Annotated in this window: 11 protein-coding genes; 5 read left to right on the forward strand and 6 right to left on the reverse strand. The window is 63.0% G+C overall.

Features of this window, described 5'->3' with window-relative positions; all coding sequences use genetic code 11:
• Window positions 1-121: 121 nt before the first annotated feature.
• Complete coding sequence (locus ACE3QM_RS20210) at window positions 122-1,045, forward strand: LysR family transcriptional regulator (protein WP_374424405.1); 924 nt, start codon at window positions 122-124, stop codon at window positions 1,043-1,045.
• Between the two features lie 378 nt (window positions 1,046-1,423).
• On the opposite strand, the gene ACE3QM_RS20215 is transcribed toward ACE3QM_RS20210, so the two are convergent.
• Window positions 1,424-2,188 carry a dienelactone hydrolase family protein gene (locus tag ACE3QM_RS20215; protein WP_374424407.1) on the reverse strand — a complete coding sequence of 255 codons (765 nt, stop codon included), beginning with the start codon at window positions 2,186-2,188 and terminating at the stop codon, window positions 1,424-1,426.
• A gap of 195 nt (window positions 2,189-2,383) precedes the next feature.
• Between ACE3QM_RS20215 and ACE3QM_RS20220 the strand changes: the two genes are divergently transcribed.
• Complete coding sequence (locus ACE3QM_RS20220) at window positions 2,384-3,307, forward strand: LysR family transcriptional regulator (protein ID WP_231461382.1); 924 nt, start codon at window positions 2,384-2,386, stop codon at window positions 3,305-3,307.
• Between the two features lie 93 nt (window positions 3,308-3,400).
• Here ACE3QM_RS20220 and mnmE read toward each other — a convergent pair whose 3' ends face one another.
• The 5 genes from mnmE to rpmH all read right to left on the reverse strand — a co-directional run bounded on the left by mnmE (window position 3,401) and on the right by rpmH (window position 7,241).
• Window positions 3,401-4,753, reverse strand: a complete 1,353-nt coding sequence (gene mnmE, locus ACE3QM_RS20225) for a tRNA uridine-5-carboxymethylaminomethyl(34) synthesis GTPase MnmE (protein WP_374424409.1) — start codon at window positions 4,751-4,753, stop codon at window positions 3,401-3,403.
• Window positions 4,754-4,877: 124 nt separating this feature from the next.
• Complete coding sequence (gene yidC / locus ACE3QM_RS20230; RefSeq protein WP_048408086.1) at window positions 4,878-6,530, reverse strand: membrane protein insertase YidC; 1,653 nt, start codon at window positions 6,528-6,530, stop codon at window positions 4,878-4,880.
• 21 nt (window positions 6,531-6,551) lie between these two features.
• Entirely contained in the window at window positions 6,552-6,761 is a 210-nt protein-coding gene (yidD, locus tag ACE3QM_RS20235) for a membrane protein insertion efficiency factor YidD (protein ID WP_082150824.1), read from the reverse strand.
• Window positions 6,737-7,102 carry a ribonuclease P protein component gene (gene rnpA / locus ACE3QM_RS20240; protein WP_048408087.1) on the reverse strand — a complete coding sequence of 122 codons (366 nt, stop codon included), beginning with the start codon at window positions 7,100-7,102 and terminating at the stop codon, window positions 6,737-6,739. The genes yidD and rnpA overlap by 25 nt, the downstream gene beginning before the upstream one ends.
• 4 nt (window positions 7,103-7,106) lie before the next feature.
• Window positions 7,107-7,241, reverse strand: coding sequence for a 50S ribosomal protein L34 (gene rpmH / locus ACE3QM_RS20245; RefSeq protein WP_048408088.1), 135 nt, complete (start codon window positions 7,239-7,241; stop codon window positions 7,107-7,109).
• Between the two features lie 481 nt (window positions 7,242-7,722).
• Here rpmH and dnaA point away from each other — a divergent pair, with 481 nt between their 5' ends.
• From dnaA to ACE3QM_RS20260, 3 genes are all read left to right on the forward strand, one after another.
• Entirely contained in the window at window positions 7,723-9,117 is a 1,395-nt protein-coding gene (gene dnaA / locus ACE3QM_RS20250; RefSeq protein ID WP_048408089.1) for a chromosomal replication initiator protein DnaA, read from the forward strand.
• Window positions 9,118-9,171: 54 nt separating this feature from the next.
• On the forward strand, window positions 9,172-10,281 hold the full coding sequence (gene dnaN / locus ACE3QM_RS20255) for a DNA polymerase III subunit beta (RefSeq protein ID WP_374424415.1): 1,110 nt from the start codon (window positions 9,172-9,174) through the stop codon (window positions 10,279-10,281).
• Window positions 10,282-10,430: 149 nt separating this feature from the next.
• Window positions 10,431-11,600, forward strand: a 1,170-nt coding sequence (locus ACE3QM_RS20260) for an ATP-binding protein (RefSeq protein WP_374424417.1), incomplete at its 3' end; no start/stop codon positions are given.

Consider the following 11,600-nt stretch of genomic DNA (forward strand, 5'->3'; position numbering starts at 1 on the left):
GCAAACCTGGCAAATCGCTCAAACCGATCCATGATTAAGGACGTGAGTGTCAGCAGGAATTGTGGTTTTGAAAGTGAACAATACAAAATGAATTAAAGGAATCGCTTGATTCGAACGAGCCATGAATATTTCTCTCCGTCACTTGCGCGCTTTTGTTGCCGTGGCCGAAGCCGCCAGTTTCACCACGGCCGCCCGCCAGCTATTCCTGACGCAGTCCACGCTGACCAAGACCATACGTGAATTGGAGCAGGAAATCGGCCTGACGCTGTTCGAGCGCACCACCCGCAAGGTGGCGCTGACCACGCAAGGCAATGCCTTCATGCCGGTTGCGCGCCGGCTGCTGAATGACTTTGAACTGCTGCTGTCCGATCTGCGCGAGAAATCCGCCGGCAGCAGCGGCAGCGTCTATGTGGCCAGCAGCCTGGCGTTTGCGTCCTGCGTGCTGCCCGAGGTGCTCAAGCGGTTGAAACAAGACTATCCGTGCATACACGTGCGCCTGCTGGACGACACCAGCGGCGGCGTGGTGCGCCGCATAGAGTCGGGCGAGGTGGACATCGGCATCGGCTCCTACGTGGGGGCGGCCGGCAATAAGCTGGACAAGCGCAAGCTGCTCTCCGCCCGGCTGGGGGTGATGTTTCCACCGGGATCGCAACTGCCGACGGGTCCGTTGAGCGGGCAGTCGCTGCGGGACCTGCCCCTGCTGCAGGACGAGGGCGACACCAGCATCATGGCCACGCTGGCACACAGCCTGCCCGGGCTGTGGCTGCAGGTGAACAGCAAGATCACCGTCACCAATCTGGACATCCAGTTCGCGCTGATCCGCGCCGGTGTCGGCGCCTGCGTGCTGTCGGCGCTGGCGGCATCGCATCCGACGGCGCGGGACCTGCCCTATCGCTTGCTGGAGGCCGTGGGGCTGCAACGCGACATCCACGTTTTCACGCGGCGCGGCGTGCCGTTGTCGCCGGCGGCCTTCACGTTTCTGCAGGTGCTGGAGGAGGTGCTGCCGGACATCGCTTTCCATCCCGGCGTGACGCTGGCGGTATGAGTGTGCCCGGGTCCAGGTCTCGCCAGCCGGCGTCGCTTAGAGCCTGTTCAAGGTCTGCTGCGCTTCATGAGGCGTGGCACGGTGAGTACCGCTTCGAAATGCTCATCTACCGCTTGTACATTCCGCTTTCTCAGCCGCAACGCCTTGTCTCGCCTTAGCTCGCGAAATCGTAAACAGGTTCTCAGCGGTTTTCGCCTTGTCTCGCTCTTGCTCGCGAGACTTTGAACCGGTTCTTATTGCGCGCAGCGCGCTTCCACCCTGTTATCCGCTTGCTGTATCGCAGACTTTGCCCGGGATGGGCAACTTCTTTTGCCCGCGATCGAGCGTCGACACGTTCGCCAGCGGCGGATCGGTGTTTTGAATGCGCGGCTGGGTCGTCTAGCCCTCCAAGCCGGCTGCGTCCCGCAGCAGCTCGCGGAGGAAGCGGCGGGTGTGGGCGCGCGCCGCCGGCAGATTGTAAAGCGTGTGCGGCGCATGCGGCAGGATGAGCAGCTTGGCGTGGGTGGCGTCGCGCAGCGCATGGCCGCTGTGGTCCAGCACCGGCAAGCCCCGGTTCAGCGGACTGTCCGCGCTGAAATAGGGATCGTGGCCGGAGAGGATATTGAGAATGGGGCAATCCGGCGCAAAGCCGTTGTCGGCACGGTCGACGAAATAATTATCCTCGCAGGGCCAGGAGTAAATCAGCCGGCCCAGGAACTCGGCGCCGCGCCAGCGGGCGACGGCCACCGCGCCCTCGCTGCTGCCGGCCAGGAACACCCGGCGGGCGTCCACCCAGGGCAGCCGCGGCAAGGCCGCCACCGCGGCGCGGATCTCATCCAGCCGCAGCCTGTGCACGGCTTCGTACACCTCGCGCGGAGCCGGGCTTTGGTAGCGCGGCCGCGCGGCGCGGGCAAGGCTGTCCGGCGCCAGCGTGGTCAGCCCCAATGCGCCGCTCAGCCAGCGCTGGTAGCTCCGGGTCTGCTCGTTCAGGCCGGACGAGCCGTGCAGGAACAGCAGCAGCGGGCCGGGCGGCAGGGCCGCCGGCTCCGGCAGCGCGGCCAACTGGCCAAACCAGATCGCGCCGCCGGCCAGTGGCAAGGACACCTCCGCTCGCGCCAACTCCGGCGGCCAGTCAGTCGGTGGCATTGGTTTGCGGGCACTCATCTGCAAAATCTCCAGAATCGATCCATGATTAAGAAGCCTCGCGCATTGCGCTTGCCCTGCGGCAAGACGACGCAGCCGAACCAGACCTAGCTTCTGCCATGGTATCGGCTGAGCGGCGTCGGGGAGACGATATTATTTTGTTTGAAAGTTATTGGTGTAAAATGAATTAACAAGCATGATTGATTCGAATAAGCCATGAACATTTCACTCCGCCACCTGCGCGCGTTCGCGGCCGTCGCCACCGCAGAGAGCTTCACCGCTGCGTCCCGCCAGTTATTCCTGACGCAGTCCACGCTGACCAAGACCATACGCGAATTAGAGCAGGAGATCGGCCTGACGCTGTTCGAGCGCACCACTCGCAAGGTGTCGCTGACCACGCAAGGCAATGCCTTCCTGCCGGTTGCGCGCCGGCTGCTGAATGATTTCGAACTGCTGTTGTCCGATCTGCGCGAGAAATCCGCCGGCAGCAGCGGCAGCGTCTACGTGGCCAGCGGCATGGCGTTTGCGTCCTGCGTGCTGCCCGAGGTGCTCAAGCGGCTGAAAAGAGACTACCCGTGCATCCATGTGCGTCTGCTGGACGACACCAGCGGCGGCGTGGTGCGCCGCATAGAGTCCGGCGAGGTGGACATCGGCATCGGCTCCTACGTGGGAGCGGTTGGCAACAAGCTGGACAAGCGCAAGCTGCTTTCCGCCCGGCTGGGGGTGATGTTTCCACCAGGCTCGCAACTGCCGACGGGGCCGTTGAGCGGGCAGTCGCTGCGGGACCTGCCCCTGATGCAGGACGAGAGCGACACCAGCATCATGTCCGCGTTGGAACAGTGTCTGCCTGAGTTGTGGCAGAAGGTGAACAGCAAGATCACCGTCACCAATCTGGACATCCAGTTCGCGCTGATCCGCGCCGGTGTTGGCGCCTGCGTGCTGTCGGCGCTGGCGGCATCGCATCCGACGGCGCAGGATCTGCCCTATCGCTTGCTGGATGTGGCGGGGCTGCAGCGCGAGATCCATATCTTCACGCGGCGTGGCGTGCCGCTGTCGCCGGCGGCCTTCACGTTTCTGCAGGTGCTGGAGGAGGTGCTGCCTAGCATCGCTTTCCATCCCGGTGTGACGCTGACGGTATGAGCTGGAAGTTCGTGGCGCCACCATTTCTTTATCAACGGGCCAAGCAAAAAGCCCAGCGTTGAGCCGGGCTTTTTGTTTTACAACACAAGGGCCTTACTTGCCGATGCAGAAGCGGCTGAAAATCACCCCCAGCAGATCGTCGGCGCTGAATTCGCCGGTGATCTCGGACAGCGCGTTCTGCGCCATGCGTAATTCCTCGGCGAAGATTTCCACCCGTTCCCAATCCATGTGCGCCAGCTCCAGGTGCTCGGCGGCGCGGCGGATGGCGTCCAGGTGGCGCTGGCGCGCCAGGAACACGCCTTCGCCGCCGCCGCTATAACCTATCATCTCCAGCAGCTTGGCCTTGAGCAGCTCCACGCCGGCGTGGGTGCGCGCGGACAGGCGCACCAGCGGGTGGCCGTCCTCATCGGCCAGGCCCGGCGCCTCGCCGGACAGGTCCACCTTGTTGAACACATGCACGAGCGGCAGCGCCGCCGGCAGCCGTTGCAGAATGGCCTGCACCTCACCGGTGAGACCGTCGCGGCTGTCCGCCAGCACCAGGGCCAGGTCCGCGCGCTCCACCGCCTGCCAGGTGCGTTCTATGCCTATCTTCTCCACCACGTCGTCGGTGTCGCGCAGGCCGGCGGTATCGATGATGTGCACCGGCACGCCGTCGATGACGATCTCCTCGCGCACGGTGTCGCGGGTGGTGCCGGCGATATCGGTCACGATGGCGATGTCGTCGCCGGCCAGCGCGTTCATCAGGCTGGATTTGCCGACATTGGGCTGGCCCACCAGCACCACGTGCATGCCCTCGCGCAGGATGGCGCCCTGCTTGGCGGTGGCCTGCACCTGTACCAGCCGGCCGCGCAGCCGTTCAAGCTTGCCCAGCGCGTCCGCCTGCTTGAGGAAGTCGATCTCCTCCTCCGGGAAGTCCAGCGTCGCCTCCACCAGCATGCGCAGGGTGATCAGCTCGTCCACCAGCACGTGGATTTCCTTGGAGAAGGCGCCCTTCAGCGATTTGAGCGCGCTCTTGGCCGCGGTTTCGCTGCTGGCGTCGATCAAGTCCGCCACGCTTTCCGCCTGGGCCAGGTCCAGCTTGTCGTTGAGGAAGGCGCGCTTGGTGAATTCGCCCGGTTCCGCCAGCCGCGCGCCCAGCTCCACGCAGCGCGCCAGCAGCATTTTCAGCACCACCGGCCCGCCGTGGCCCTGCAGCTCGATCACATCCTCGCCGGTGAAGCTGTTGGGACCGGGGAAGTAGAGCAGCAGGCCGTTGTCCAGCGGCTGGCCGTGGGCGTCGACGAAATCGGTGTACAGCGCGTAGCGCGGCTTGGGCGTCTTGCCGCCGCTGACGGCGGCGGCGAAGGGCAGCAAATCCTTGCCGGACACGCGGATCACGCCAACGCCGCCGCGGCCGGGAGCGGTGGCGATGGCGCAGATGGTGGCGGGGGTGTAGCTGAGGCTCATGGGCATTCCTTGGAATCTGGGCCGCGGCCCCCGCGCGGCGGGGTGTCGTGGCGAATACGCTTCAATTATCCAGCAAAAAACCCGGCCATGCGGCCGGGTTTGGGGTTCAGAGCGCGCCGGGCAATCAGGATTGCAGCGCGGCCTTGTTTTTCTTCTCTATGCTCTTGTTGATCTGCCACTGCTGGGCCATCGACAAGATGTTGTTGACCACGTAGTACAGCACCAGGCCGGACGGGAAGAAGAAGAACATCACCGAGAAGGCCACCGGCATGATCTTCATCATCTTGGCCTGCATCGGATCCGCCGGCGGCGGGTTCAGGAAGGTCTGCAGGAACATGGTGGCAGCCATGATCACCGGCAGCACATAGAACGGGTCCGGGCGGGCCAAGTCGGTGTACCACAGGATCCACGGCGCCTGGCGCAGCTCGACCGAAGCCAGCAGCGCCCAGTACAGGCCGATGAACACCGGGATCTGGATCAGCATGGGCAGGCAGCCGCCCAGCGGATTCACCTTCTCGGACTTGTACATCTCCATCACCGCCTGCTGGAACTTCATGCGGTCGTCGCCGTACTGCTCCTTCATGCGCTCAAGACGCGGCGCCAGCGCCTTCATCTTGGCCATGGAGCGGTAGGACGCGGCGGTCAGCGGGTAGAAGATGGCCTTCACGGTCAGCGTCAGCAGCACGATGGCCCAGCCCCAGTTCTGCACCAGCAGGTGCAGCTTGGTCAGCAGCCAGAACAGAGGGGAGGCGAAGATGTGGAAGATGCCGAAGTCCTTGGCGTATTCCATGCCATCGGCCAGCTTGCTGATCACATCGTACTCTTCCGGACCGGCGAACAGCGGCACCGACACGCTCAGGCTCTGGCCCGGGGCGATGGTGGCGTAATCCACCAGCGCGGCGGCAGAGTTCAGGCCGTTGCTCTGCTTCAGCTCAAAGCGGCAGGACTTGTCGTCCTTGCACACGCTGGCGCCGTCCAGCGGCTTCAGGATCCACGCGGACATGAAGTAGTGCTGGATCATCGCCACCCAGCCGTCGCTGCCGGTCTTGGCGTAATCGCCCTTGCCCTTGGCCAGATCATCGAAGCTCACCTTCTGGAATTTGTTTTCCGAGGTGTATACCGCCGGGCCGGTGAAGGTGTGGGCCAGGCGGCCTTCGCCTTCCGGGGTCTGGCTGTCGCGCAGCAGGCGGTAGTAAGCGGTGGCGGCCAGCGGCGCGGCGCCGCCGTTGGCGATGTCGTAACGCACGCCGATCTTGTAGCTGCCCTTGGTGAAGGTGTAGATCTTGCTGACCTTCACGCCATTGGCTTCCGGCGCGCTCAGCTTCACTTCCAGCTTGTCGCCGGAGAGCTCGTAGCTGGTTTTTTCCGCGGTGAACACGGTTTTGTGGGTGGGCAGCGCCGGATTGCTGGCGGCCACCAGGCCGGTTTGCGCCACATAGACGCGGCCGTTCTTGTCTGTCAGCAGATCAAGCGGCTTTTTGCTGTCCACGGCGGAATCGTGCTTCAACAGCGTCAGCTGGCGCAGATCGCCGCCCACGGTGTCGATTTCCGCCTTCAGCACATCGGTGTTCACCAGGATGCGCTGGCCGGAAGTCAGCTTGTTGGAATCCACTGGCTGGGCGTTATGGGACGCGCTGTTGGCGGCCTGCTGCTGCGTGGCGGCCTGCTTTTGCGCGGCCACCTGCTGCGGCGTCGGCTTGGGCGCGAAGAATTCCTGCCAACCTAGCAGGATGCCCAGGGACAGCACGATGAAGATTATGAGTCGCTTGGAATCCATCTCTCGATACCGGATTTAAGTTCAGGGAACTGGGTCGTAGCCGCTGCCGCCCCAAGGGTGGCAACGTCCGATGCGTTTGGCGGCCAGCCAGCCGCCCTTGAGTGCGCCATGCTTTCGCAACGCCTCGATCGCGTAGCTGGAACAGGTGGGCTGGAAGCGGCAACGCGGTGCCAGCCACGGGCTGATAGCCAGCTGATAAAAACGGATCAAGAGGACGAAGAGACGCGACATCGTGCCAGTTTAGCAAACAGAGAAGACAAAGCCGTGATCACTTCAGTTCGCTCGGCGCGAGTGAAAGGCACCTTGGCGCGGACCACGAAGTCCATGTCCGGCAGCGTTTGCCGGTTCAGGCGGAACCACTCGCGCACCGTGCGCTTGATGTAATTGCGACGCACGGCCCGCTTGTGGACCTTGCGGCCCACCACCAGGCCCAGCCGCGCATGACCCAACTCATTGGGGCGGGCCGACACCTGGAACGTAGCGTTGCTGCGCGACAAGCGCAAACTAAAAACGGATGAGAACTCATCCGTTTTTAATAGCCGGTGCGCACGGCGAAAGCGGTAAGCCGACAATGGCTTATACGGCCAGACGCTTGCGGCCTTTGGAACGGCGAGCGGCGATGACTGCGCGGCCGCCGCGAGTCTTCATGCGGACCAGAAAGCCGTGGGTACGCTTACGACGGGTATTGGAGGGCTGGTAAGTACGCTTCATGATTGGAATTCCTGTTTCGAAACGGAAATAAACGCGTGATTTGACAGGATAAACGCCGGTTTGTCAATGAGGAATTTTCTAAGCACCTGTGGATAACTTTGAGAAAAACCGTTAGAATGCCAAGGCTTACCGTTCCATGCCCGCTGCGCAATTATTGAACGCGCGCGCCGCCAGCCCCGCTGACGCCGCCCGCGTGGCCGCGCCGGGCGGGAACGCCGCCAGAGTACCACTGCCAAAATTCAGCACCTGACCACTGGCGCCACGCGCGCCCGCGCAAGCGCGGCGCGGCCTGGAGCCAGGAATTTTGCCAGCGGTTCTCGGGGCCCGCCCGGCCCGCCGCCTTGCGGCGTTTGGCTTGCCGGCTGGCCTTGAATCATGCCGAACACACGTCGTCCGCCCCGCGCGCGGGGCGCGGCGGCTTCTCCCGCCGCTTGGCCGTAACGCCGACAGCGGGTTTTTCGCTTTTACTTGCGTATATGTAATGACCGAACTGGATCAATTTTGGCCTGGCTGCCTGGCCCGCCTGGAGGCCGAACTGTCTTCGCAACAGTTCAATACCTGGATCAAGCCGCTATCGGCCGAAACCACGGAAGAAGGCATCGCGCTATTTGCGCCCAACCGCTTCATCATGCAGTTCATCAAGGACCGCTTCCTGGCGCGCATTGAAGAACTGGCGGTGGAACTGGTGGGCGAATGCCTGGTGGAACTGCGCCTGGGCGCGCCCGCCGGCCGTCCGGCCGCCGCGCCCGCGGTGATGCCGGCCAAAGCCAAGCCCACGCCCAGCACGCCGGCGCCCAGCGCGCCGTCCCAGGCCAAGCAGGCCGCGGTCAAGGCCATTGGCGGCAGCCACGAAAGCACCCGGCTCAACCCCTCGTTCACCTTCGACACCCTGGTGACCGGCAAGGGCAACCAGCTGGCGCGCGCCGCGGCCATGCAGATTGCGGAAAACCCGGGCGACCAGGCCTACAACCCGCTGTTTGTTTACGGCGGCGTGGGCCTGGGTAAGACCCACTTGATCCAGGCCATCGGCAACCATGTGTTCCAAAAGAACCCGCAAGCCAAGATCCGCTACATCCACGCCGAACGCTACGTGGCCGACATCATGCGCGCCTACCAGCACAAGGCCTTTGACGAATTCAAGCGCTACTACCACTCGCTGGACCTGCTGCTGATCGACGACATCCAGTTCTTCGCCGGCAAGAACCGCACCCAGGAAGAATTCTTCTACGCCTTCAACGCGCTGATCGAAGGCGGCAAGCAGGTCATCATGACCTGCGACAGCTACCCCAAGCAGATAGAAGGCATGGAAGAGCGGCTGATCTCCCGCTTCTCCTGGGGCCTGACCGTGGAAATCCAGCCGCCGGAGCTGGAAATGCGCGTGGCCATTCTGATGAAAAAGGCCGAGGCCGACAGCATCAAGCTGGACCACAACGTGGCCTTCTTCATTGCCCAGAACGTGCGCTCCAACGTGCGCGAACTGGAAGGCGCGCTCAAGCGCGTGGTGGCCTACGCCCGCTTCACCAATCAGAACATCTCGCTGGAACTGGTCAAGGAAGCGCTCAAAGACATCCTGGCCGCCGGCAACCGCCAGGTGACCGTGGACGCCATCCAGAAAACCGTGGCCGAGTACTACAAGATCAAGCTGTCCGACATGCACAGCAAAAAGCGCAGTCGCGACATCGCCCGGCCGCGCCAGGTGGCGATGGCGCTGGCCAAGGAACTGACCCAGCTGTCCCTGCCCAATATCGGCGACGCCTTTGGCGGCCGCGACCACACCACCGTGCTGCACGCGTGCAAGACCATTGCCGAAATGCGCGGCAACGACGCCGATATCGCCCACGATTACGACACGCTGCTGGCCATGCTGCGTAACTAAGACCATGAAGCCTAACTTGAACCGACTCACAAACACCCAACGGGAGCCCGCCCCATGCTGATCCTGCAAGCCGAACGCGATGCCCTGCTCAAGCCACTGCTGGCAGTCACCGGCATTGTCGAGCGTCGTCACACCCTGCCCATCCTGTCCAATGTGCTGATAGAGAAAAAGGGCGGACAAGTGGGCTTCCTGGCCACGGACCTGGAAATCCAGATCACCACCTCCAGCAGCGACGAATTGCCGGGCGAAGACTTCCGCCTGACCACCTCCGCCAAGAAGCTGCAGGACATCCTGCGCGCCATCCCGGGCAACGCCACCGTGACCCTGGAACAACTGGACGGCGGCCGCCTGACCCTGAAAGCCGGCAAGAGCCGCTTCAACCTGCAAACCCTGCCGGCAGACGACTTCCCGCTCTTGTCCGTGGGCAGCGCCAGCGACTCCAGCTTCAGCCTGAGCCAGCGCGAACTCAAGCGCCTGATCTCCCAGGTGCAATACGCGATGGCGGTGCAGGACATCCGCTACTACCTGAACGGCCTGCTGATGCAGACCGACGGCAACCAAGTGCGCCTGGTGGCCACCGACGGCCACCGACTGGCCTTTGCCAGCGCGGACGTGGAAGCCAACCTGCCCAAGTCCGAAGTGATCCTGCCGCGCAAGACCATCATCGAACTGTACAAGCTGCTGCAGGACATCGACGACCCGATCAATATCGAAGTGCTGGCCAACCAGGTGCGCTTCAGCTTTGGCTCCACCGTCATCATCAGCAAAGTGGTGGACGGCAAGTTCCCGGACTACAACCGCGTCATCCCGCTGGACAACGACAAGATCTTCCTGATTGAACGCCTGGAATTCCTGCACGCCCTGCAGCGCGCCGCCATCCTGGCCAACGAAAAATTCCGCGGCGTGCGCCTGGTGCTCAAGCCCGGCTCCATGTCCATTCTCTGCACCAACAGCGAGCAGGAAGAAGCGGAAGAAGAACTGGAAATCGCCTATCAGGGCGGCGAACTGGAAATCGGCTTCAACATCAACTACCTGATGGACGTGCTGACCAACCTGCCGGCGGACACCCTGCAACTGGCGTTTGGCGACTCCAACCGCAGCACCCTGGTGACCATCCCGGACGTCAGCAACTTCAAATACATCGTCATGCCCATGCGTATTTGACGACGGCGGCCACCCGGCAGCCCGCCGGCGGCGGAGGCCCAGCCCCCGCCCCGGCCGACGGATTTTCAGATTGACCGGCAGAGGCCGGCCGCGCGGCGCCAGGAGTCATTCCCGGCCCGCCCGGCCCCTCTCCATATAGAAAGCAGCAGATGAGCGAACAGGAATACGGCGCGGATAGCATCAAAGTCCTCAAAGGATTGGATGCGGTACGCAAACGCCCCGGCATGTATATTGGCGACACCTCGGACGGCACCGGCTTGCACCACATGGTGTTTGAAGTGCTGGACAACGCCATTGACGAAGCGCTGGCCGGCCATGCCGACACCATCAAGGTCATCATCAACCCCGACAACTCCATCACCGTGGAAGACAACGGCCGGGGCATCCCCACCGACATCCACCCGGAAGAAGGACGATCGGCGGCGGAAGTGATCATGACCATCCTGCACGCCGGCGGCAAATTCGACAGCAACAGCTACAAGATCTCCGGCGGCCTGCACGGCGTGGGCGTCTCCGTGGTGAACGCGCTGTCAGACTGGCTGAAACTGAAAATCTGGCGCGACGGCAAAGTCCATGAAATGGAATTCCGCCGCGGCGACGCCGTGGCCCCGCTCACCGTGACCGGCCACACCAACCACCGCGGCACGGAAGTGACCTTCCGCGCCAGCGAAGAAACCTTTGGCCTGGTGGAGTTTCACTTTGACATCCTGGCCAAGCGCATCCGCGAACTGTCCTTCCTCAACCAGGGCGTGGGCATCCAGCTGATAGACAAGCGCAGCGGCAAGGAAGAAAACTTCGCCTTCTCCGGCGGCGTGGCCGGCTTCGTGGAATACATGAACCGCAACAAGACCGTGCTGCACCCCAAGGTGTTCTACGGCATTGGCGAAAAAGACGGCATGAGCGTGGAAGTGGCGATGCAGTGGAACGACTCCTACCAGGAAAGCGTCCAGTGTTTCACCAACAACATCCCCCAGCGCGACGGCGGCACCCACATGACCGCGCTGCGCCAGGTGATGACCCGCACGCTGAACCAGTACATCGAAGAATCCGAAGTGGCCAAAAAGGCCAAGGTGGACACCTCCGGCGACGACATGCGCGAAGGCCTGACCTGCGTGCTGTCCGTCAAACTGCCGGACCCCAAGTTCTCCAGCCAGACCAAGGACAAACTGGTTTCCAGCGAAATTGGCCCGGTGGTCAATGAAGTGATCAGCGAAGCGCTGAAAACCTATCTGCTGGAACACCCCAACGACGCCAAGATCATCTGCGGCAAGATCGTGGAAGCCGCCCGCGCCCGCGAAGCCGCGCGCAAGGCCCGCGAA

It is taken from the genome of Chromobacterium sp. (assembly GCF_041912965.1).
GTDB classification, from domain to species: domain Bacteria; phylum Pseudomonadota; class Gammaproteobacteria; order Burkholderiales; family Chromobacteriaceae; genus Chromobacterium; species Chromobacterium aquaticum.